Origin of the sequence: Mannheimia indoligenes (assembly GCF_036880405.1) — a bacterium.
GTDB lineage: Bacteria > Pseudomonadota > Gammaproteobacteria > Enterobacterales > Pasteurellaceae > Mannheimia > Mannheimia indoligenes.
The window spans coordinates 57,058-80,744 of sequence record NZ_JBAJJM010000011.1 but is presented as its reverse complement, the minus strand read 5'-3'; the positions used below and the strand labels follow the sequence as shown (position 1 = coordinate 80,744).

At 39.6% G+C, this 23,687-nt stretch carries 22 protein-coding genes; 5 read left to right on the top strand and 17 right to left on the bottom strand.

Features of this window, described 5'->3' with window-relative positions:
* Window position 1: 1 nt before the first annotated feature.
* From V6W77_RS08610 to V6W77_RS08575, 8 genes are all read right to left on the bottom strand, one after another.
* Window positions 2-1,141, bottom strand: coding sequence for a mannitol-1-phosphate 5-dehydrogenase (locus V6W77_RS08610; protein ID WP_334254405.1), 1,140 nt, complete (start codon window positions 1,139-1,141; stop codon window positions 2-4).
* Window positions 1,142-1,199: 58 nt separating this feature from the next.
* Window positions 1,200-3,077 (bottom strand): PTS mannitol transporter subunit IICBA, encoded by a 1,878-nt coding sequence (locus tag V6W77_RS08605; RefSeq protein WP_334254404.1) that lies wholly within the window; start codon window positions 3,075-3,077, stop codon window positions 1,200-1,202.
* Window positions 3,078-3,404: 327 nt separating this feature from the next.
* Complete coding sequence (locus V6W77_RS08600; RefSeq protein ID WP_334232587.1) at window positions 3,405-3,878, bottom strand: hypothetical protein; 474 nt, start codon at window positions 3,876-3,878, stop codon at window positions 3,405-3,407.
* The gene (locus V6W77_RS08595; RefSeq protein ID WP_334234528.1) at window positions 3,875-4,138 is read right to left on the bottom strand and encodes a hypothetical protein; all 264 of its coding nucleotides are present in this window, start codon (window positions 4,136-4,138) and stop codon (window positions 3,875-3,877) included. The genes V6W77_RS08600 and V6W77_RS08595 overlap by 4 nt, the downstream gene beginning before the upstream one ends.
* Window positions 4,139-4,386: 248 nt before the next feature.
* A complete protein-coding gene (locus V6W77_RS08590; RefSeq protein ID WP_334254403.1) occupies window positions 4,387-5,322 on the bottom strand; it encodes a KpsF/GutQ family sugar-phosphate isomerase in 936 nt (311 codons plus the stop codon).
* A gap of 116 nt (window positions 5,323-5,438) precedes the next feature.
* The gene (locus tag V6W77_RS08585) at window positions 5,439-5,744 is read right to left on the bottom strand and encodes a heavy-metal-associated domain-containing protein (RefSeq protein WP_334254402.1); all 306 of its coding nucleotides are present in this window, start codon (window positions 5,742-5,744) and stop codon (window positions 5,439-5,441) included.
* A gap of 1 nt (window position 5,745) precedes the next feature.
* A complete protein-coding gene (locus tag V6W77_RS08580; RefSeq protein ID WP_334254401.1) occupies window positions 5,746-6,126 on the bottom strand; it encodes a mercuric transporter MerT family protein in 381 nt (126 codons plus the stop codon).
* Window positions 6,101-7,207, bottom strand: coding sequence for a transglutaminase-like domain-containing protein (locus tag V6W77_RS08575; protein WP_025235001.1), 1,107 nt, complete (start codon window positions 7,205-7,207; stop codon window positions 6,101-6,103). The genes V6W77_RS08580 and V6W77_RS08575 overlap by 26 nt, the downstream gene beginning before the upstream one ends.
* A gap of 272 nt (window positions 7,208-7,479) precedes the next feature.
* Between V6W77_RS08575 and V6W77_RS08570 the strand changes: the two genes are divergently transcribed.
* Window positions 7,480-8,508: an Abi family protein gene (locus V6W77_RS08570; protein ID WP_334254400.1), complete on the top strand. Its 1,029-nt coding sequence runs from the start codon at window positions 7,480-7,482 to the stop codon at window positions 8,506-8,508.
* 162 nt (window positions 8,509-8,670) lie between these two features.
* On the opposite strand, the gene V6W77_RS08565 is transcribed toward V6W77_RS08570, so the two are convergent.
* The 4 genes from V6W77_RS08565 to V6W77_RS08550 all read right to left on the bottom strand — a co-directional run bounded on the left by V6W77_RS08565 (window position 8,671) and on the right by V6W77_RS08550 (window position 10,880).
* Window positions 8,671-9,714, bottom strand: a complete 1,044-nt coding sequence (locus V6W77_RS08565) for a Gfo/Idh/MocA family oxidoreductase (protein ID WP_334254399.1) — start codon at window positions 9,712-9,714, stop codon at window positions 8,671-8,673.
* 103 nt (window positions 9,715-9,817) lie between these two features.
* Window positions 9,818-10,102 carry a hypothetical protein gene (locus V6W77_RS08560; protein ID WP_006249755.1) on the bottom strand — a complete coding sequence of 95 codons (285 nt, stop codon included), beginning with the start codon at window positions 10,100-10,102 and terminating at the stop codon, window positions 9,818-9,820.
* A 29-nt stretch (window positions 10,103-10,131) separates the two neighbouring features.
* The gene (locus V6W77_RS08555; RefSeq protein WP_006249756.1) at window positions 10,132-10,317 is read right to left on the bottom strand and encodes a zf-HC2 domain-containing protein; all 186 of its coding nucleotides are present in this window, start codon (window positions 10,315-10,317) and stop codon (window positions 10,132-10,134) included.
* The gene (locus tag V6W77_RS08550) at window positions 10,314-10,880 is read right to left on the bottom strand and encodes a sigma-70 family RNA polymerase sigma factor (RefSeq protein WP_334254398.1); all 567 of its coding nucleotides are present in this window, start codon (window positions 10,878-10,880) and stop codon (window positions 10,314-10,316) included. The genes V6W77_RS08555 and V6W77_RS08550 overlap by 4 nt, the downstream gene beginning before the upstream one ends.
* A gap of 108 nt (window positions 10,881-10,988) precedes the next feature.
* Here V6W77_RS08550 and msrP point away from each other — a divergent pair, with 108 nt between their 5' ends.
* Window positions 10,989-11,942, top strand: a complete 954-nt coding sequence (gene msrP, locus V6W77_RS08545; RefSeq protein WP_334254397.1) for a protein-methionine-sulfoxide reductase catalytic subunit MsrP — start codon at window positions 10,989-10,991, stop codon at window positions 11,940-11,942.
* Window positions 11,942-12,526 carry a protein-methionine-sulfoxide reductase heme-binding subunit MsrQ gene (locus V6W77_RS08540; RefSeq protein WP_334254396.1) on the top strand — a complete coding sequence of 195 codons (585 nt, stop codon included), beginning with the start codon at window positions 11,942-11,944 and terminating at the stop codon, window positions 12,524-12,526. Before msrP ends, V6W77_RS08540 begins: the two co-directional genes overlap by 1 nt.
* Before the next feature lie 94 nt (window positions 12,527-12,620).
* On the opposite strand, the gene ansB is transcribed toward V6W77_RS08540, so the two are convergent.
* Complete coding sequence (gene ansB, locus V6W77_RS08535; RefSeq protein ID WP_334254395.1) at window positions 12,621-13,670, bottom strand: L-asparaginase 2; 1,050 nt, start codon at window positions 13,668-13,670, stop codon at window positions 12,621-12,623.
* Window positions 13,671-13,991: 321 nt separating this feature from the next.
* On the opposite strand from ansB, the gene V6W77_RS08530 reads away from it, so the two are divergent.
* Entirely contained in the window at window positions 13,992-14,768 is a 777-nt protein-coding gene (locus tag V6W77_RS08530) for a hypothetical protein (RefSeq protein WP_334254394.1), read from the top strand.
* Window positions 14,769-15,101: 333 nt separating this feature from the next.
* Here V6W77_RS08530 and V6W77_RS08525 read toward each other — a convergent pair whose 3' ends face one another.
* From V6W77_RS08525 to V6W77_RS08510, 4 genes are all read right to left on the bottom strand, one after another.
* Complete coding sequence (locus V6W77_RS08525; RefSeq protein WP_334254393.1) at window positions 15,102-15,539, bottom strand: hypothetical protein; 438 nt, start codon at window positions 15,537-15,539, stop codon at window positions 15,102-15,104.
* A complete protein-coding gene (locus tag V6W77_RS08520) occupies window positions 15,539-16,222 on the bottom strand; it encodes a S1 family peptidase (RefSeq protein WP_334254392.1) in 684 nt (227 codons plus the stop codon). The genes V6W77_RS08525 and V6W77_RS08520 overlap by 1 nt, the downstream gene beginning before the upstream one ends.
* A 93-nt stretch (window positions 16,223-16,315) precedes the next feature.
* Window positions 16,316-20,212, bottom strand: coding sequence for a phosphoribosylformylglycinamidine synthase (purL, locus tag V6W77_RS08515; protein WP_334254391.1), 3,897 nt, complete (start codon window positions 20,210-20,212; stop codon window positions 16,316-16,318).
* 302 nt (window positions 20,213-20,514) lie between these two features.
* Window positions 20,515-22,620, bottom strand: coding sequence for a TonB-dependent siderophore receptor (locus tag V6W77_RS08510; protein WP_334254390.1), 2,106 nt, complete (start codon window positions 22,618-22,620; stop codon window positions 20,515-20,517).
* Window positions 22,621-22,902: 282 nt separating this feature from the next.
* Here V6W77_RS08510 and V6W77_RS08505 point away from each other — a divergent pair, with 282 nt between their 5' ends.
* The gene (locus V6W77_RS08505) at window positions 22,903-23,649 is read left to right on the top strand and encodes a DeoR/GlpR family DNA-binding transcription regulator (protein ID WP_025234989.1); all 747 of its coding nucleotides are present in this window, start codon (window positions 22,903-22,905) and stop codon (window positions 23,647-23,649) included.
* Window positions 23,650-23,687: the final 38 nt, after the last annotated feature.

Here is a 23,687-nt window from a genome sequence, read left to right as displayed (position 1 = left end):
CTTACTGATATAACCCAACAATCTTCGCAATCACCGCTTGGTCGGTTAAACCGGTGTATTTCTCAACTGCTGCGGCTACACCGTGATTTGCAATAAATTGGCTCAATTCGACCGCTTGTGGGTCTTCTTCGTTACGATATTGCAACGCCATTACCACGCCATTCACTAAGTTGCTATGTGGTAAACCATATTCTAATGTGCCTGAAAGTGGCTTAATTAAACGGTCATTCGGGCTGAGTTTGCGAATTGGCTCACGACCGACACGGTTTACATCATCGTTTAAGTATGGGTTGGCGAAACGTTTAAGAATTTTCTCGATGTAGGCAGCGTGAGCTTGTGCATCGAAGCCGTAACGCTTAATTAGCACCGCACCGCTCTCTTCCATTGTGGCTTTAACTTGGGCTTTGATTTCATCAATTGCAATCGCTTCTTTGATCCATTGCACACCAGCTTGTTTGCCTAAATAAGCACAAATTAAATGCCCTGTGTTAAGCGTAAATAATTTACGCTCCACAAATGCCATTAGGTTATCGGTTAATTCCATTCCTTTAATATCTGGAATTAAGCCTTTAAATTGAGTTTTATCCACAATCCATTCACTAAATTCTTCAACCGTTACTTCAAGCGGATCGTTTTCGTTTAGCTCTGCCGGTGGCACAATTCTATCTACCGCAGAATCCACAAAACCGACCAATTTTTCCACTTCTGCTTGTTGCTCAGCAGTTAAGTTTTCAAAAATTTTGCCTTTAAAGAACGTTGTACCACGCACCATATTTTCACAGGCAATAATGTTTAACGGTTGAGTATTACCGCTTTCCACACGAGCCACTAGTGCTTTTGCAAAAAGTGGGGCGATAAAGCCTAATACGTTTGGACCAACGGCAGTGGTAATTAAATCAACTGTTTTAACTTGTTCAATCACTGCCGCTTCATCTTTAGAATTGATCGCCGCAATATTTTTAACCATTTCAACACGGCTGGCATCGCCCACAATTTTCACGCCATACTGTTTGTTTTGGTTGATTTGGTCAATTTGAGTTTGGTTAATATCAGCAAAAGTAACGAACACGCCGCTATCTGCCAATAATTTACCGATAAAGCCACGTCCGATATTGCCTGCACCGAAATGGAGTGCGTTCATAATTTGTTCTCCGAAAAAATTAATATAAAGACAAAGGGGCGAAAGTCGCCCCATAATATTATTTAGCCAATAACGCTAATACTTCATCTACATTTTGAGTTTGCGTTAAAGTTTGCATTGCTTGTTCATCATCTAAAGCGTTGGTAATCGCACTTAAAATCTGAATGTGGTCATTGCCTTTTGCTGCAATACCTACCACTAATTTCGCTACACCATCTTCTTCATCGGTGAAGCGAACACCGTTCGGATATTGACAAACGACGATACCGGTTTTGAGTACGCTATCTTTCGCATCCGCTGTACCGTGTGGAACAGCTAAGCCTTCACCTAAGTAAGTTGAAACCAGTTGTTCACGAGCGAACATTGCATCAACATAGCTTGGTTGCACAAAGCCTGCTTTCACTAATTGTTCGCCAGCAAAGCGGATAGCTTCTTCTTTGCTGTTTGCCGTTAAACCTAAGAACACTTGCGATGCTTGAAGTTTTAAGCCTTCTTCTTGTGCTCCGTCAACCACAACCGGATTTGCAAAATTTTGTGAATTTTGAACCGCTTGCGGAGCAATTTCATTGCTTAATTTCGATACTAAGCTATCGTAGAACGCACTGTCTAAGAAATTGGTTAAAGATAAGTGTTGAGCTGATGCAACACGTTGTTGTGCACGAGCAGTCAAGTCTTTGTGAGTGATAACCAACTGTGCATCTTTCGGTAAATCGTTAATCGCTAAGTTTTGTACTTCAATGTTTAAGCCGGCTGCTTGTACTTTTTTACGTAACATACTTGCACCCATCGCACTTGAGCCCATACCGGCATCGCACGCTACATAGATTTTACGGATATTGCCGTTTACCGCAGCTACCGCAACACCTTTGCTCTCTGCTTTCATTGCCTGGGTTTGTGCTTGTGCATCTTCTAATGAAGCATCAGTTTTTTGTGTTTTAAGTAATACGGAAGCAATCGCAAAAGTTACCGCACAAGAAAGCACTGCAGAAGCAATTACCGCAAAATGTGCACCCGGTGCAGTCATCGCAAGGATTGCGAAAATAGAACCCGGAGATGCCGGAGCGATTAAGCCACCGCCTAATAATGAGTTAGTTAAAACGCCTGTTGCACCACCTGCGATTACCGCTAAGATTAAACGTGGGCTCATTAACACATACGGGAAGTAAATTTCGTGGATACCACCTAAGAAGTGAATAATTGACGCACTACCTGCCGTTTGTTTTGCTGTACCACGACCGAAGAACATATAAGCAAGTAAGACACCAAAACCCGGACCTGGATTCGCTTCGATTAAGAACAGGATAGATTTACCCACTTCTTGTGCTTGCGCTGTGCCAAGTGGGGTGAATACACCGTGGTTGATCGCATTGTTTAAGAATAGGATTTTCGCCGGTTCAACAATGATTGACGTTAATGGTAATAAACCTGCTTCAACTAATGCACCCACGCCAGCACCTAATGCCGCAGAAATTTGGGTTACAATACCACCGATGAACGCAAATGAAAGCATCGCTAAAATCATACCGATGATACCGACCGAGAAGTTGTTTACCAACATCTCAAAACCGCTTTTCACTTTACCGTCAATCGCTTTATCGAATGCTTTAATCGCCCAGCCGCCTAATGGACCTACAATCATTGCACCTAAGAACATCGGGATTTCAGAACCCACGATGATACCCATTGTGGTGATTGCACCCACAACCGCACCACGTTCGCCACCGACTAATTTACCACCACTGTAACCAATCAAAAGCGGTAGCAAATAAGTAATCATCGGACCAACCAGTTTAGCGAAGGTTTCATTCGGCAACCAACCTGTTGGAATAAAGAGAGCAGTGATGAAACCCCAGGCAATAAATGCACCGATGTTTGGCATCACCATATTAGAGAGAAAGCGTCCAAAGCCTTGAACTTTCACTTTTAAATTAGACATAAGAACCTCGAAAAGGAGAGAAAATTAGGGTTGAATAAATCCTGTGCAAAATAGCACCATTTTAAAAAGTTACAAAAATATTTCTCTCAAAAATGTGAACCAGATCACATTATTTTTTTTAGGCGTAATTTAAAAATGTGATCTTGATCACATTTTTCCTATTTCCCATTAAAAAACCCAAACACGCTGGTTTGGGTTGATTGATTTAGTAAAAAATTAACTGAAAGACTTGATTAATCTTGTTACTTTGCCTTTGGCGTGAACTGCAATTAATGGGTGAGTTTTCAAGATTTTTTAAAGTACGCTACACTTAATACTATTTTGATTTTATTGACCAAAGGTCCAAGAACCTTTATTGGTAATAACACTAATCTCAAGGATTTCCTCTGGTCTACAATTTGCAACTGGAGTAAAAACTTGGGAGAATTTCAACTCTCGTCTTTCTAGGAATAAGTTTGTAGCCCTTTCTAAATCTTTCTCTGCTACCTTTTCATCATAGAAAGCACCTAATGATTTTTGTGCAGACCCATGATAGCCAGCTTTTAGATTGTTAATCGCATCCATATAGCTTTCCCCTGTCCTAACCACTGGAGGTGCAGAAACCTCAATTCGACACTGTCCTCTATTTACAGAAACATCTTCTACCAATAAATTGTCTGTTTTAGATTGGATAATGACTTTTGTTGAGGAATAATATCTTTGAGTTTGCACTGTAAATGGTGCTTGCTCTGCCATACTAAATACAGATGAAAACAGTAGAGCTAAAGCTATAGTGAATGTTTTAAACTGATTGATGATCATAAAAATTTTCTCCGATTATCATAAACAACTAAAATATAAGAACGAGCCTGCTCCGAAAGCTTTTTTTCCTGAAGAAGCTCAACTAAAACAGTTTCCAATGTTGCAAATTGCGTACTCCCTACCCCGTTAAGTTTATCTAATTCAACTTGTAAGGCCGGCAAATCGTAGCCGACAGGTTGAGTAGGATCTATTTTTAGATCTTCTCTACATTTTTCTTCTATTAGCTCGAGTATTTGTTTTTTTAATGTTTCCATAGACATTGTAATGTACCTCAGAATTTAAGTTGTGAAATGCTTCCTCTATCAAGAGGAAGCATTAAGAAGTATACTTCTTGCAAAAATCAAATAGATTGAACAAACAAACGGTAGAAATTAGTCAAAAATTTGTAAAACACTAATCGGCTATAAAAAATCTTAGGTATTACTCAGTTTGTATTATTGTAGTTTACCCTTCAATCTATAAAAAAACCCAAACACGCTGGTTTGGGTTTATAGGGTTTAACCAAAAACTAACTGGAAAATTCGATTAATCCTGTTACTTTGCCTTCATCATCAACCGCAATAAGCGAGTGAATTCTAAGCTCTTTCATTAAATCTTCCGCTTTGACTAAGAATACGGAATCATTAATCGTTTTAGGATTGTGAGTCATAATTTCTTCTGCGGTTTTGCTTAGGCTTTCCGCACCGTATTTGGCTAAAGTCCGACGAATATCACCATCGGTAATAATCCCTTCCAATTTTCCCTCGTGCATAATGACTGCAACGCCCATTCTGCCTTCGTTCATCACAGATAAACATTCAGTAAACGGGGTATTGAGATCGGCAATCGGCAAGTTTCGCACCATTACATCTCTCACTCGGTTGAGCAAGCGGCGACCAAGGCTACCACCCGGGTGGAAGCGGGCAAAATCTTCAGGGCGGAAATCACGGGCTTTCATTAATGCAATCGCCAATGCATCACCTAATGCCATAGTAACCAACGTCGAGCTGGTTGGAGCAAGATTGTTCAAGCAAGCCTCACGCTCTACGCCGATATTTAAAATCACATCCGCATTTCGCCCAAGTGTGGAGTAAGGATTGCCCGTCATCGCAATAATTTTGTTACCGAAATTTTTCAGGCTGGGAATCAGCTTATTCACATCATCGGTTTCGCCACTGTTAGAAATTAAAATGACCATATCAATCGGCTTTAGCATTCCTAAATCGCCGTGGAAAGCTTCTGTCGGATGAAGGAAAAAACTTGGCGTTCCTGTGGAGGCAAATGTCGCCACCATCTTTTTCCCCACCAATCCTGATTTGCCAATACCACCTACCACCACTCGCCCTTGACAAGCCAGCATCATTTCAACGACCTCATTAAATTCTTCAGAGAGTCGATGGTTTAGCGTGATAATCTGCTGAGCATAAAGGCTCAGCGTTTCTTTTGCACTGTCTAGATGATTCATCTCTTCCTCACAAGCGGTTAAAATCCACTGATTTTTTGCAATGAGCCAATTTTACCAATTTATCCCGATTTAAGCTAATTTTGAAAAACAAAAGTCGGGCTTTCCCGACTTATTTCTTACATCACTTTTGCAGAATATTTCAATTTTTCGACCGCTTGTATTAACGCTTGGTTATCCACATCGGCTTTTGCCACTACGGTTGCAGTTCGTTCTTTCATTGAGGCTTTGGTCGAAATTACACCCTCTACCGCTCGCAGTTCTTTATTTACTAAATAGACACAAAGCTGGCAGTACATTTCAGGAATATGAAGTACAACTGTTTTTTCAGCTTGTTGCATTTCGGTTTGAACGGCTTTTTCTTGTGCATAACTTGAATTAATCAATCCAAAAGCCAACAACATAGATGCGACATATTTTTTCATTTTATTCTCCGCCCCACATTTCCAAAATGTACGGCAAAACATAAGGGTAAGTTAAAAAGAAAATAACCACCACAAACACCACCCAATACAAAATCACTAAGGTTCTGCGAGAGAAGTATTTGGTACAAATAATCTTATTGGAAAAATTAAGTAGCCAAAAACCGTAGCCAAATGCACAAAGTGAAAGAATTAGCATTGGAATTTGCAAAAATTCGAGCTGATTTAATTCCATCAGCCAAGGAGATGAAATTCCAAACAACAAATAAATGAGCGGTGCAATGCAGCACAAGGTTGAACTCACCGCTGTTACTACAGCGGTGATACACATTGTAATGAATTTGTTGTTATAGCTACTGTTATAATTCTTTGGAGATAAGCTCATAACCAAATTCTTTTGCATCAAAGGAATTTAACGGATCGCCACCTACTTCTGCATACGGATAACCGAAGTTGTTAAGCGGTGCTAACTCAGGTTGTGGATATAAGTTGAAATCACGACCGTGATTAAAGCCTACCCAGTTCATTTCCCAGTTGCCGAATAAATATTTAGAGACAGCTTGAACATCAGCATCTGCCACTTCTTTTTTCTCAGCTAAACGCATTTTTGCTACATCGGCAGAATCCACCGGTACCCAACCAAAGCCGGCTAAATAGAACTCCGCACGGCAGTGTTGTCCGCTGTTTTCGTTCGCAATACCGTCTTTTGAACTACCGAATGCGGTTTTGGAATATTGGCTCATTTTATCCGCTTTACCTAAACGGATACCAAACACTTCACGTGCCGGAATGCCTGAAGCACGAGCTAAGGCCACAAATACAGAGTTGATGTCGGTACATTTGCCTTTCAGCACTTTGGTGGTTAAGATTTTTTCCACATCACCATCACCGCAACCCAACACAGAGTTATCACGCTCCATATTGTTTACGATCCAGTTGTGGATAAGTTCGGCTTGTTTGAGAGGATTTTTCTCGTTACCCACAATTTTATCCGCATACTCTTTCACAATACCGTCTGTTTTAATGTGTGCGGTTGGTTTGAGGTATTCCAACACATCCACAGAATAGATGATTTTTTCCGGCATTTGGTAATCTTTCAACGCCCCTTGAGCCATTGGCTCACGGTCTTGAGTTTGAATAACCAATTTTACTTTCATATCACGTTTCGGTGCATCTTTATCCCAAGTAGCATAAAGGGTTTTTGCACCATAAGCGTTATTTTCGGTGATATAAGCGGTTTTGTAGCTGCCCTCAAACTCAATGGATTTAACGGTTTGATAATCGGTATCAGACGGCAGCGGAATCCATAAATTCGTTGTGCCGGAAGAACCTTGTGGAACCACTAAATCATAAGATTGGGTAAATTCGTAAGTATGAGTGTTGGTGTGGAAATTATTGTGTTGAACCGGGGCTGCAAAAGCAGTTGCACAGCTTGATGCAACAAGAGAAGCAATAAGTTTATTCATTAGAAATGATCCTTATTAGATTGAAGAAACAGTTAAAACTTAACATATTAAGTATTCTAACTACGGATGAGGTTGCATATTAGCCAATTGAAGGGGGAAAAGCAATGGAAGTTAGCTAAATTATATTATCAAGGAAGCATTATTAGATTTAGATATAGTTGTAAAAAATATCTTCTGTGATATTATAATAAATAACATACCTGCTATGCCTATGACTAAGTTCACTTAGTTACGCACAAATTTGCAGGTTTTTTTTTACACGGAAAATAGAAATGAGCCAATTCATCAAACCAGCTAAATCTAATTCAGAACTTGTACAACAGTGGAAAGAGAGAGGTTTAATTATTCCCGATGAAACCCGTGCCGAACGCTATTTAGAGCATATTAGCTATTATCGTTTTTCTGCTTATACGATTCCCTTTCAACAACTAGGTAATACTTCTCATCAATTTAAGCCTGATACCAAATTTAATGATATTCTTAATTTATATATTTTCGACCGTGAACTAAGATTAATAGTGCTTGATGCGATTGAACGTATTGAAGTTTCTATTCGTACAAAAATTAGTAATGAGATGAGCATACAATCTCAAAATCCTTTTTGGTATATTAAAGAAGATTATTTCCAAAATAATTTTAATCTTTACCGCCTTCTAGCTAATATCGAAAAACAACTTACTGATGAGCAACAACGATTAGAACGTGATGAAAAGCATATTTTAAAAAGATATAAAAACAACAATATTGACGATAAAGAGCGTGATCGCTTACTCAATAATGTTCGTAAAGAAAATTTCTTACGGCATTACCTCACACAATATAACACACCTAAATTATTACCTTCTTGGATGATGATTGAAATGCTAACTTGGGGAGAGTTAAGCCATTTATACTCAGGATTATTAGAAAAATACCAGAAGCCAATAGCACAACATTTTGGTGTACAAGCACCTATTTTAGAGTCTTGGCTAAAAGTCTTAAATGATGTACGAAATATTTGTGCTCACCACAGCCGACTATGGAATAGAGAATTTGGACGTATTATTAAAATCCCAATAAGTAAAAACACACAATGGCTTTCGTCTGCAATTTTATTGAATAATACAAATATCAATGCAGATAAGCGTCTTTATCCTATTTTGGTTGCTATTCAAGTGATGTTATATGAAATTAGCCCTAATTCTACTTGGATAAAAAGACTAAAAGAATTATTAGATAACTACCCTCAAATTCAAAAAGAATATATGGGGATTCCACAAAATTGGGAGTTGGATAGTTTTTGGGATAAGGCGTTAAGATAGAGAAATAATATTCCGAATTTAGTTAGATATTTTGACTAACAGTTAGATTTTTAAATTAACTGAGTATTAAAAGGCACAAACGTGGATGCTTATGCCATAAGAGGGAAAATGAATATATTTTCCCCCATTTTTTATTACAAGCGGTCAGAAATGATCAAAATTTTACAAATAGATTTTTTGCCCTGATTTTGCACTTTCAAATACACCGTTAATCACTTTTAGTACAAAAATGACTTCCTCTAGCTTGATAATCGGTTCGGCATTGTGGGCTATCACTTGGTATAAATCATCAAACAGATTTTGATAACTGACTTCTGCATTTGGATAGGGCTGGCGAACCACATTGCCTTCCACTTCAGTGTGTAAAATTCCCCAGTTCTCTTTTTCCTCCATATTCCAATCTTTGCCAATAGGTTGTACGCCATTTTTCAGCAAATCTTCTTGATTATCTGACGTTTGTTTCAGATAAGAACCTAATTTTCCGTGTAACACAAACGTCGGACTTGGCTCACGGGCATATCGGCTGGCTTTCAACACAACCTTAAAACCGTTAGCATAATAGAGCTGAATATCAAAGTTATCATCAACCAACGCCCCTTCGTGCTGATAACGCACATCAGCATACACCGCCTCCGGCTTCCCGAAAAGATACAAAGCTTGGTCGATTAAATGTACACCTAAGTCATACACTAAACCTGTGCCAAGCTCGCCTGATTCTTTCCATACTTTAGCATTTTTCTCTTTCGCATAACGGTCAAAACGAATTTCGCAATCTACCAACTCTCCCAGTAAATTTTGCTCCATTAGCGATTTTGCCGTCGCAATATGGCTGTCCCAACGGCGGTTTTGGTACACATAAAGTACCTTTCCTTGCTGCTTTGCAAGTGCTGCTAACTCTTCCGCCTCAGCCGCTGTTGCCACTAACGGTTTCTCCACTAAAACGTGTTTGCCTGCAAGCAATGACTCTTTTATCATTTCATAATGGGTTTGATTCGGTGTGGTAATCAGCACTAAATCCACTTCTGGCGTTAAAAGAGCGTTGAAATCCCGCACTGTTTCTGCATTCGGCAACCATTCTGCCGCATTGTTAGAAGTACGTTCATACACCTTTACAATATTAAAATGAGCATCTTGCTTCAAAAACGGGATATGAAACACTCGGCTGGAAAAGCCGGCACCTGCGATGGCAATATTGATGGGTTGCATAGACAATCCTCATAAAATTTTGATGTTATCTGCTTAAATAAACAAGCGGTCAAATTTTAGGAAAATTTTGCAAAAAACAGATAAAATACGACCGCTTGTTTAACTAATCATAGGTTTTGCAAACAATATCTTTTTCTTCACAAAACATTTCACTGTGGTTTGCTCGGCATTGCTTTTGTACATTTAATTTGGCTCTGCCTCGGCTACTATGTTCACTACGATATTCCTGAGTAAATGGCTTTAGAGTACAAATGTGAACCTCTTTGGAATCAAGTGGATCTGAGACACCAATTATAATCGGCATAGGGATACCGGCTTGCCCTGTAGGAGTAACCGGCACGACACAGCCACTTAATAGTATGCTTAAACTTATTAACCAATAACGCATATTTTTCTCCTTTTAAAATGTATAATAAATCAGAACGGAGCATCTTTATCGTTACAGTAAGCTCTTAATATCTTGCCTAATTTCTTGGTATTTTTATTAAAATTGCGGCATTTAGGGCATACCAAAAGATGCAACTGCAAACGCATATGTTGTTGCAAACGAAGTTTCTCATCACAAGACTGTGAAATAAGTTCTGTTGCTTGTCTGCATTTCATTTTGATTCCTCTCTAAACCAATTGCGAGATAAACACTCTTGTAAACGTAAACGAGCACGATAAAGTAATACATTTAAGTTAGAGAGAGAAATTTCACATTCTTGGCAAATTTCCGCACTACTCATCTCCAAATGTTCACGCATCATAAATACTCGTGCTTGCTGGGCGGGTAATTTATTTAAACAAATATCAAAAATTGCCCAAAATTCTTTTTGGTAAGTTGATTGAGCTATCCCCCTCCATTCAGTTACATCTTGATGTTGCAACCAATGATCGTGGCGATCGAAAAAGGCACTTGGTGATTCTTCTTCCTCACATAGAGAGCTGACCGGAATATGTCGTTTTCGTGTTCTGAGTAAATCTAAAATTTTGTTCTTTAAAATAGCAAAAATCCAAGTTTTAAGTGCAGCTTCTCGCCGAAAAGAGGCTGAATGCTTATAGGCATTGGTTAAGGCATCCTGTACAGCATCCTCGGCTAAATCTTTATCGGCTAGTTGTAAGGTGGCAAATTTAACCATTTGCTTTCTAATCTCTTCTATCTGTATAGAAGATAGACTCTTCATATATCTCCTTTAGGGAATACCCAATAAAAAATTACACTTATTTTGTAAGAATTCTAGATCAGCTTAGTCCAAAATAATAACAACAATTCATAAAAAAAGGATAGTTCGATGAAAAAATTAACAATTCAAGATGTTACACCCGAAACTATTTTCTACCAACGCCGTAAAATTATTACCGCGTTAGGTTTAGGTATTGCAGCTTCTGCATTGCCTAAAGTAAGTATGGCAGAAACACAAAGACACTTGCAATCACTACAGTTTAAACCGGATCCCAATAAAGGGCTTGAACTCACTCCGGAAAACAAAATAATCGGCTATAACAATTTCTATGAATTTGGTGTTGATAAAAGTGCACCGGCAAAAAATGCAGCAAACTTTAAAACTGATCCTTGGATATTAGAAATTGGCGGCGAAGTTGAAAATCCGTTTAGTTTAAATCATCAACAATTGCTTAATACGTTTCCACTAGAAGAACGCATTTACCGTTTTCGCTGTGTTGAAGCGTGGTCAATGGTTGTGCCGTGGATAGGCTTTGAGTTAGCTCGCTTGATTGAGATGGCAAAACCAACCAGTAAAGCCAAATATGTGGTCTTTCACACTTTATATGATCCTGAACAAATGCCGGGGCAAAAAAACCGCTTGCTAGGTGGAGGGATTGATTATCCTTATGTAGAAGCTTTACGCTTAGATGAAGCCTTAAATTCACTAACACTACTATCCGTCGGTTTATACGGTAAAACCCTGCCACCGCAAAACGGTGCACCTATTCGCTTAGTCGTACCTTGGAAATATGGATTCAAAAGCATTAAGTCGATTGTGAAAATCACCTTTGCCGAAAAACGCCCTCTAACTACTTGGGAAAGTCTTGCTCCAAATGAATATGGCTTTTATGCTAATGTGAATCCGAATGTTGATCATCCACGTTGGTCGCAAGCATCTGAACGAGTAATTGGTGCAGGCGGGTTATTATCCGTCAAACGCCAACCAACACTAATGTTTAATGGCTACGAAAATGAAGTGGCAAATTTATACCGTGGCTTAGATTTAAAGGTGAACTACTAATGCTAACCGGATTACGCATACTCATTCATCTTGGCTGCTTATTACCGCTAGTTTGGGTGGCTCAGCTATTATATACAGGTAATGAAACGGTATTAGGTGCCGATCCGATTAAAGAGCTGGAGCATTTTCTCGGGTATGGTGCGATCGTCATTTTTTGTATAATGTTTATACTTGGTATTGCCCTACAATACCTAAAGAAAAATCAGTATCAAATTTTACGCCGCCCATTGGGCTTATGGGCGTTTGTATGGGCAGCTCTACATATTTCAAGCTATCTATTGTTAGAATTAAGCCTTGATGTAAAATTATTTTTTAGCGAGCTTGCCAGTCGCCCATATTTAATTTTAGGAGCAGCTGCTTTTTTCATTCTAAGCATAATGGCAGTAACTTCGCTGCCAATGTTAAAACGAAAATTAGGAAAACGCTGGGGGACGATTCACCAGTGGGCTTATCCTGCATTAGTATTGGCAATGGTGCATTATTATTGGTCGGTAAAGAGCGTAACATTCGATCCAATTATCATCGGAGTCTTAGTGCTGTTTATTGTTGCTCATAAAATACAGGCTAAATTTGCAAAAAAATAGCAAAATCACACCACTTGCAGCAGTCAAACCACATACAAAAAATAATGGCATAAGTTTACTCACTTATGCCATTTTTTATATGCTTTAACGTTTATTAAAAATCTTCAAAATATTGCTGAATAGTTTTGATATCTTTCGTTTGGGTTAAAGCTAATTGCAATAACACACGAGCCTTTTGCGGATTTAACGTGCCGGAAGCAGCAAAGCCATATTTACTATCATCAACCTCCGCATCACGAGTAGTATAACCAGTTGGTACACGAGAAGAACGTACCACCGCAACGCCTTTTTTCGCTGCTTCCTCTAATAATGCAAGATTTTCTGCATTCATATTACCATTACCAACACCTGCCACTACAATGCCTTGATAACCCGCATCTAACAAGGCTTTAAGCGGCTCTGTCGGCATATTAGCATAAGCATAAATAATACCGACTTTAGGTAATTCATTTAATTCATTCACATTAAATGGGGTATTAACGGTATGTTTGCTTTCCGGAGAGCGTTCATAATCCACTTTACTATTATGGACGTAACCTAAAGAACCAAAATTCGGCGAACTAAATGTTTGCACCGCAGTCGTGCTGGTTTTGGTAACATCTCTTGCACCCAGTACCGCATCGTTCATTGCCACTAACACACCTCGCCCGGCAGATTTTGGATCTTTTGCCACCACAATTGAATTATACAAATTCAATGGACCATCGGCACTTTTTTCTGTTGCCGGACGCATAGCTCCTACTAATACCACAGGTTTCTCACATTTCACTGCCAGATCAAGAAAGTAAGCCGTCTCTTCCATTGTGTCTGTACCGTGTGTAATGACAAAGCCATCTGTTGTTGCACACTGTTGATTAATCGCTTTAGCCAATTTTAACCACACACTATCCGACATATCCTGTGAACCAATTTTCACAATCTGCTCACCTTTGATATTCGCCAATGTTTTCATTTCTGGTACAGCTTCAATTAAGGTTTCAATATTCAATTGCCCCGCTTGATATGCACTGCTATTCGCATTCTGCTGACTACCGGCAATAGTTCCGCCTGTCGCTAAAATAGTGATATTAGGTAATTCTGCCGCATTGGCTGTTACAAATAAGCCACCGAACATTGCTGCTAATACTAATTTTTTGAATTTCATATAAGACTCCTTAATTAAAAAAACTAAAGAGATCATACCGATAAATCAGTGTAAATAATTTGATCTGGTACATAAAAGAGGGAATTAATTGCTGGGTAGAAATAGGTTACATTTGGTTTTTTTGACTCATAGAATATCTTTATTTCTTGCAGACACCTGGACAATCATCATTTCTCAACAAAGAGAGCAAAAATACAAGCGGTCAATTTAAATTTATTTTTTGCAAACTTGAAAGGATAGCACTTATTCCATCAAGGAGATTTTTCGATTATTTTGATAAACTTCATTCTATAATGTAATTCAAGGTTATAAAAATAATAAATGAAACTCTACAAAACCAAACCTCTTACTAGTAATACTCCTCTTTTTTGTCCTAAAGAATGGATGAACAATCATAATGAAAATGGAATGCTGTTAAGACTAATAGCTAATATGCGATTATTAGGTGAGTTTTTAAGAAAAACCCATCCTACATTTTTTAGTATCTCTGACTATAAGGGAGTTTTAGCAACTATACTTATCCCTTCTAAAGAACTGCATCAAAACTTAAATAAGCCGGGTGATATTGATATGCTAATAATTCCTTATACTGAGAATAATATTGTATTTTCAGAATCTCTTGCAGTAGAGGCTAAAGTCATAAGAGCATCATACGAACAGCAAGGAAAATCACCTAAGAAATTTGGTTTCACCCAAGCACAAGGACTATATGATATAGGTTTCCCATATGTAGCGATTTGTCATTTTATTGTGTCAGATATTAGTCCTTCACATACTTGGGAAAAAATGCTGGTTGGTACTGTAGGGAATAATGATACTCTTCATTCACTTAGAGAATGTTTTATTGATAGGCTACCACTTTCATTAATTGAAAGAGCACAAGGTAGATTACTAAATAATAGAAAGAACCCTCATATTGGTGTATGTAGTTGCTATATGAATTCCAATTATCATTCTAATGATGAGCTTTTTATGCCTGAGGGTTCTGTTTGCACTAAAAATGTGAGTAATTTAGAATTTGTAGCTTATATAGAAGAATATTATAGAAAAAATTGGAGAAAATTTTTTAATATACTTAAAAATAAACCTCAGGAATAAAAACATCTATCCAATATACTGTTGCAAAACTCACAAAATAAGCCCCATCGCTATTTCTCATTTTGTATTTTCTACTCATAGAATACCTTCAACTAAAACATAATAAGCTGAATTTACTCAAAATCTCCTAGCAGACAAGCAGTAAATCACAATTTTTCGACAGAGATCGCAAAAATACAAGCGGTCAATTTCACTTCATTTTTTGCAAATAGGAAAGATAGCGCTCGTCTCTGACGAGTGCTGTAATTTAATAGAAGGAAAGTTACGTTTAACAGCGAAGAAAAAGGCACTCGTCAGAGACGAGCGCTATCGGGGGGCACCATCAGGTTTCTATTAATCTATATTAATACTATTACACCAAGCATTTTTACCTAATTTAATTATTACAATAATAATGCAAGTTATTGTTCCTATGATAACTCCTTCTGCAATTCCCAAAGATCCCGCAATAGCGGAGGATACTACTTTAACCATATTTTCTAAAGTAGATCCTAACTGATTTCTTTGAGTATTATATTCAGTACAATCTGTACAAAAAAACTTGTGAACTTCTTTTTTAAGACTTAGAAAAAATGAGTTTGGCTGATTGTTACTTGGCACACCTGTATTTGTCCAGCTGCCTATAGATAAATCATTTTCTCCTAAAAATCTTGCACCTAATCTATAAAACTCATCTTCACCTGATTGTTGTTTAATTAAGTTATGTATTTCCTTTTCTTGCCAGTCCAACAACCCATCAGGTAATTTATTTAGATTAATGTTACTTAACATTATATATTTTCCCTGTTCATTAAAGAAATTAAATATTCAATAGGAATAGCTTTTGATATTGTAGTATCGCTACCCACTTGGTAGTTGCCTATAAACATCCCACTTTTTCCCATAGGGTTAAATCTGCCAGAAATTATTCCACAGATATATCCAGATTCTATATCAATTACAGGGCCTCCACTATTTCCTGAATGTACCATAGTATCTAACACATATTGTTTAACACCTTTCTCATTGATAATTTTACTACTAATAATTGTAGCTGAAATTTTTGCCTTATGGAATCCAAAATCACCAAATGGATACCCCATATATAAACATTTTGATCCTACATCTAGTGTTCTATTTTTTAATAGAAAATTGTCAGGGGCATGAAAGTTAGTAGTGATGTTATTTATTTTTAGTAGGCAAACATCAGAATTTGAATCAAACTGTACTATGGATACCTTAATGGCATTAACACTTTGATTTGTTAATGGGGTAAATTCATTTATAGAATGCTCAATTGTAGCAATATATAATTTATCATGTTTGCTAATATTTATATTATGAGCACAAGTGGCTAAATATCCCTTGTTACTGCAGATAAATGCGCTACCTAAAAAAGAAAAATTTTTTCCTTCTTGTAATTCTAATAGAGAAAATACCGAACCATAATAAAAGTTAGATAATTGTTTATACATATAATCTTCCTTTAAATAATTTGTATATTGAAAAGACTTATATTTTTAAAATTATTCTAACAAACACCCGCCAAAGGCGGGTGCTCCCATTCATTATTTCAACGCAACACGTGCACTACGGAACAATCTCATCCACGCCCCGTCTTCCGTCCAATCTTCCGGAGCCCAAGAGTTGCTGACCGCACGGAACACACGCTCAGGGTGTGGCATCATAATGGCCACTCTGCCGTCTGTGTTGCCGATGGCGGTGATACCAAATACAGAGCCGTTCGGGTTGGCTGGGTATTGTTCGGTTGGGTTGAGATGGCTATCCACATATTGTGCAATCACGAGATTTTGCTGTTGCAAGTTCGCTAATTGCTGTGGACTTTTGAACTCAACTTGTCCTTCGCCGTGTGAAACCGCAATCGGCATATGGCTGCCTGCCATTCCATTAAACCAAAGTGAGTTGGTGTCATTGATTTTCACCATTGCAGCACGGGCTTCAAAGCGTTCGGATTTGTTGCGAACGAAACGTGGCCAGTTTTCTGTACCCGGAATGATTTCCGCCAGGTTCGATACCATTTGGCAACCGTTACACACACCTAAGGCAAGCGTGTTCGGGTTGGCGAAGAATTTGCTGAATTGATCACGCAACATTGGGTTGAATAGGATCGATTTCGCCCAGCCGCCGCCTGCACCGAGTACGTCGCCGTAGGAGAAGCCGCCGCACGCCACCATTGCGTTGAAGTCGTTTAAGTTACGTCTGCCGGAGATCAAGTCGGACATATGCACGTCAATCGCTTTAAAGCCGGCACGGTCGAAGGCTGCTGCCATTTCGTAGTGGCTGTTTACGCCTTGCTCACGCAAGATTGCGATACTTGGTTTTGCCCCTTTGTTGATAAACGGTGCTGCGATGTCTTCGTTCACATCGTAGCTTAAGAAAGCAGATAAGCCTTTGTTATTCTCATCTTTTTTTGCTGCGAACTCTTGGTCTGCACACTCTGGGTTGTCACGCAAACGTTGCATTTGGTGGGTTAATTCCGCCCAGATACCACGTAATTCAGAACGTTTTTCGCTTAACAATTTGCGAGAACCACGGCTGATTTCAAAGCGGTTGTCGGCATTCACCGCACCTAATTCTTTGGTTACGTGAATCAAGTTATGAGCTTTTAACACCTCACGTACCGCATTGAGTTCGCTATCTGCTACTTGGATTACCGCACCCAATTCTTCATTGAATAGCACCGCTAAATCGTTGTCGCCAAGGGCTGAAATATCTACATCTACACCGCAGTTACCGGCAAATGCCATTTCCGCAAGGGTGGTGATTAAACCACCGTCTGAACGGTCGTGGTAGGCTAATAATTTATCTTCTGCCACTAAGGCTTGCATTGCGTTGAAGAAATCTTTTAAGGTTTGAACATTCACCACATCCGCCGGTGTATCGCCCAGTTGTTTATAAACCTGTGCTAATGCCGTTGCCCCTAAGCGGTTGTTGCCTTCGCCTAAATCAATTAACAATAAGCGGCTTGCGCCTTTATCGGTGCGAAGTTGTGGGGTAACCGTTTTACGCACATCTTCCACACGGGCGAATGCAGAAATCACAAGGGAAAGCGGAGCAGTCACGGTTTTCTTCTCACCATTTTCTTCCCAAGTCGTTTTCATCGACATTGAGTCTTTACCCACAGGGATAGTAATGCCGAGTGCCGGGCAAAGCTCTTCGCCCACGGCTTTTACTGCTTCGTATAAGCCTGCGTCTTCACCTTCGTGGCCGGCTGCCGACATCCAGTTCGCAGAGAGTTTAATGCGTTTAATGTCGCCGATGTTGGTTGCCGCAATGTTGGTAATGCTTTCCGCAACAGCCAAGCGAGCCGATGCCCCGAAGTCTAATAGTGCAACTGGCGCACGTTCGCCCATTGACATCGCTTCGCCGTGATAGCTATCAAGGCTTGCAGTGGTTACTGCACAGTCCGCTACGGGGATTTGCCACGGACCGACCATCTGATCACGTGCTACCATACCCGTTACCGAGCGGTCGCCAATCGTAATTAAGAAGGTTTTTTCTGCAACCACTGGCAAACGTAATACACGGTGTAATGCTTCTTTCAGGTCGATACCGTCCATTGCAAGCGGTGCATTTTCAACGGTTTTTTGCGAAACCTCACGGTGCATTTTCGGGGTTTTGCCGAGTAACACGTTCATCGGTAAATCAATCGGATCATTGCCAAAATGCTCATCGTGTAGGGTTAAATGTTTCTCTTCGGTCGCCTCACCAATCACCGCAAACGGGGCACGCTCACGCTCACAAAGTGCGGTGAAAAGTTCGAGTTTTTCAGGGGCAACCGCTAACACATAACGCTCTTGCGATTCGTTACACCAAATTTCGAGTGGCGACATCCCTTTTTCATCGCACAGGATTTTACGTAAGTCGAACTTACCGCCACGCTCGCCGTCGTGGACTAACTCAGGCATTGCGTTAGATAAACCGCCTGCACCCACATCGTGAATAAATAAAATCGGGTTCTCATCGCCCATTTGCCAACAGCGGTCGATCACTTCTTGGCAACGGCGTTCCATTTCCGGGTTTTCACGTTGAACAGAGGCGAAGTCTAAATCCTCTTTGGATTTACCTGATGCCATTGACGATGCCGCACCGCCTCCCAAGCCGATATTCATCGCCGGACCGCCAAGTACGATCAACTTCGCCCCGACAGGGATTTCGCCTTTCTGAACGTGTTCGGCACGAATATTACCGATACCGCCTGCAAGCATAATCGGCTTGTGGTAGCCACGCACTTCTTCGCCTGCAAAGCTGTTTACTTTTTCTTCATAAGTACGGAAATAACCAAGCAACGCAGGGCGTCCAAATTCATTGTTAAACGCAGCACCACCAAGTGGACCTTCGATCATAATATCGAGTGCTGACGCAATACGGCTCGGTTTAGACAGTGGATTTTCCCAAGGCTGTTCAAAGTTTGGAATGACTAAGTTAGATACAGAGAAACCCGTTAAACCTGCTTTCGGCTTCGCACCACGACCAGTCGCCCCTTCATCACGGATTTCCCCGCCCGAACCGGTCGCCGCTCCCGGGAATGGCGAAATCGCAGTCGGGTGGTTGTGGGTTTCCACTTTCATTAAAATGTGAGCCTCTTCCTCGTGAGCTCGATATTGACCATCTTGATCCGGGAACCAACGCCCCACTTTTGAGCCTTCCATTACCGCTGCATTATCTTTATAGGCAGAAAGCACATAGTCAGGGGTTTTCTCGAAGGTGTTTTTAATCATTTTGAACAGGGATTTTTCCTGCTTCACGCCGTCAATTGTCCAATCGGCGTTGAAAATTTTGTGGCGGCAGTGTTCCGAGTTCGCCTGAGCAAACATATACAGCTCAATATCGTTCGGGTTACGCCCAAGTGCGGTGAAATTTTCCACCAAATAATCAATTTCATCTTCCGCCAACGCCAAGCCTAAATTCACGTTCGCCTCTTCGAGAGCCTTGCGACCACCGCCTAAAATATCCACGCTGGTGAAAGGTTTTGGCTCTTGTTGTTTGAATAATTCCACTGCATCGTCTGCATTGCGAATCACAGTTTCCATCATTCGATCGTGTAACAATGAAGCAAGTTTGCTTTCTTCTTCAGAGGTTAAGCCGCGTTCAAATTCAAAATAGTAGGCTAAACCACGCTCAACACGGGCAATATTTTCTAAGCCACAGTTATGGGCGATGTCGGTTGCTTTTGATGACCACGAAGAAATCGTGCCTAAACGAGGAATCACGATAAAGGTTTCACCAATAGGTTCGTGTTCGGCAAGGGTTGGACCGTAATGTAATAATTGAACTAATTTATCTTCTTGCTCTGCCGAGAGTGGTGCGGTTAAATCTGCAAAATGCAGATATTCTGCGTAAATCGATTTCACCGGCAGATTGGCGGCGACAAATTTTTGTTGAAGTTGATTTAAACGAAATTCTGAAAGGGCAGGCGAGCCACGAAAGATTTGCATAGTCATTGGTGAGATTTTCCTATCTAAAATGAAAATTTGTGCTGATTATAATTCATTACGCAAACGGTTGCTAGCATTGAAAAATAAGGGGAAGCAATCTTTAATGGAAAATATTCGATAGGATTGAATAAATTTATTCATTAGTACTGAATAAATTTGTTCGTTAGTATCAAACAAATCTGTTTAATACAGATAAGTTATCAATAGCTGTGAATTTGCAAAAAACTGGAAAATTTGACCACTTGTAACATAAAAAATGCCCGATTGAGAATGTTAGTTCAATCGGGCATTTTAGTCTGATTTAAGAATTAGAACGTGTAGTTCACACCTGCACGGAATTCACGTCCACGAGCTGATAATTGACCACGCTGACCGTGTGCGTTGTATTTTTTATTCGCCACGTTATCCACTGCAAAGTTTACATTCACGCTATCATCTTTAAGTGGTTTCCAGTTTAAGGTGATATCAGTTACATTGTAGCTGTCTTTACCCGTGCCTGTATTTGTTTGTAATGCTCCGCCTGTAACGAAGAAATTATCTTCAGGTTTCACTTTCTCAACAATACGGTGGTGTACGCCAACTTCTAAATTTGGTTGTTCAAAGCGATAGCTTAAAGAAGCTGTCCAAGTACGACCGATAGCTGATGCGTATTCCGGGTTACTGCTTAACAATGCAGTTTCAGCTAACTGACCTTGATTATTACGTTGCATCACGGTTTGTGTGTAGAAACGAGGTTTGCTATGAGCAACACCAACACGAGCCGTAAAGCCGTTATTGTGGTAGCCTGCATTTAACTCATAACCACGATTTTTAATTTTACCGCCATTCACAATCGCTTGTGCTGCATTACCGTGGTTATCACGACCATTTGTTGTACCTAAAGCATCTTTGATATGTTGCCAGAAGTAGCTACCGTCAAAGCTGAATGTGCCGTCATTATAGTTGAAGCCGATTTCAGTATTGCGAGCTTTTTCTGCTTTGGTGTTATCACCAATTGTTACCATACCTCGCTTACCGTGTGCCATTAACGCATCGTGCAGACGAGGGCTACGAGTTGCATAGTTGTGGCTTGCACTTAAGCTTAAGTGTTCAATTGGCTCATAGATAAGACCAACGCTTGGGCTGAATGCACCATTACTACGCTCTTTACCATCCATTGCTTTGAATTTGAAGTGGTCGTAACGTACACCGGTAGTTAAAGTTACTTTATCTACTGGAGCAGTAATTGCTTCAACATACACGCCGGTATCGGTTTTCTCTTGGTTTTTCACAAGAGGGTTAAATTTAGTGTGTGGTTTAGCTTCTTGGTGGCGATAGTTCACACCGTATTTTAATAATACATTTTCGTGAACGGCAGAATCAAAGTTTACATTCGCACCGTGAGTAACAACTTTAGTTTTCGTTGCATAATCTACATTACCTGCGTAGCCGTTACCTTTTTCGTGTTCAGACCAACGACCTTGCACTAATTGATAAACGTTAGCTGTCGCTTCTTGAGCAAAGCCTAAGTTTTTGCCAGTCCATTCTAAGTTAGTTCTTTGAACCGTAATTCTACGGTTAGCTGGAGCTTGGCGTTCTACAGTTAAGCGGTTGTACGGAGAAACCTTTGTGCCGTTAGGTGCTACATCAAATTCTTCACGCACTAAACGCTGACCTTCATTTCGCTCACTTGAATGGCTTAATACAAAACGGTGATCTCCCAATGTTGCACCTAATTTAGCTAAGAAGCTGGTTTTATCCAATGCACTATACGGAACACGGTTTGTGCCGAATTGGTTTACGTAATCTTTACCGCCTTTATAGTCGCGATCTCTCACAAGATTACCTGAAACTAAAGCATCAAAGATTTCACCTTTACCATATAAGGTTGCATTGAAATTATGTGCGTGGTTAGTGCTGATACCTGTACCTAATTTTGCACCGAAGTTTTTATCGCTGTTTTTTAATAAATCTAATGCATCAACGGTTTTAGCAATTACTGCACCATTAGTTTGACCAATACCGGCTGAAGCACTGCCTGCACCTTTTTGTACAGAAACAATTTTCACCAATGCCGGATCTAACATATGACGACCTTGATGATACAAAATTTGGCTATCTGAGTAAGTGTTATCTACTTTTACATCAATTGAGTTTTGACCCATACCACGAATATAGAGATATTGTGATGTACCGTTACCACCACCTAAGCTAATTGCCGGCTCATCTTTTAATAAACCACGTAAGTCTGTTTGTGTGCTCTCATCTTTTTTCTGTGTTGTTACCACATTGCTTTGCACTTTTAAGCCTTGATTGTCGGTTACAGTAACAGTATCTAATGCGACTGTATCTGTTGAAGCAGTTTGAGCCATTGCATTTGCAGCAAGTACGCTCAATACTGCAGCTGAAACAGGAAGTAATTTAAATTTTTTCATTCGAAACATTTCCTTAGGTAAGTTATTTAAGAGGATTACCAAATTTTGATATTAAAAACAATTCTCAACATCAAACAAAGCGAATTTTACAGAGATAAAAATGGTTGTCAATTAGTCTGAAATGAAATTTCACAAAATATATTACAAATTTTACAAAAAGTTCCCTAAATTTAACCGCTTGCAACACAAAATGTGATCGCCTTCTAAAAATCAAATTTGCTTGCTCGACAGTAACGCTACAAGCGGTTAAATTTGGAGAAAAATTTACAAAAAGGATAGATTATGCAGCTGCGACACAAACAGATAATGGAATATATAGAACAGTTTGATGAAGCTAACGTTCAAGAATTGGCGGAACATTGTGGGGTTTCTATTGAAACTATCCGCCGAGATTTAAATAAGCTAGATAAAGATGGATTATTACATCGCACTCACGGCGGAGCGGTAAGCCACAAAAAGCGAGATATTGGTCGCTCATTTACCACCCGACAACGGCTGAACAGTGAGGCGAAACGCAGTATCGCAGAAAATGTGTTGGAATATTTACAACCTGAATCGGTAATTGCTTTAGATGCCAGCTCAACCTCTTGGAATGTGGCACAGCGTATTCCAAATATTCCTTGCACCGTTGTCAGCAGTTCAATGCGGATTATCTACAGCCTCTCACACAAACCGCATATTAAAACGATTGCCACCGGTGGTATTTATTCCGAAAAATACGATGCCTTCTATGGTCCATTATCCGAGCAGTTACTGACCCGTTTAAAAATTGATCTTGCCATTCTTTCTTGTACAGGCATTGCAGACGGTGCGATTTGGGAATCAAATGAAATTAATATTTCCCTTAAACGTAAATTAATTGCGAACAGTAAACAGGTTTTTTTATTAGCCGACCACAGTAAATTTGAGCGTAAAGACTTGTTTCGTATCGAAGATTTATCTTGCATTGATAAATTATTTATCAACCAACCCCCACCGGACTTTCTCAAAAATTATTGCTTAGCACATCAAATTGAAATCATTATTTAGTGATTTTTGCCCGAATTTGCCCGATTTTTTCAGAAATA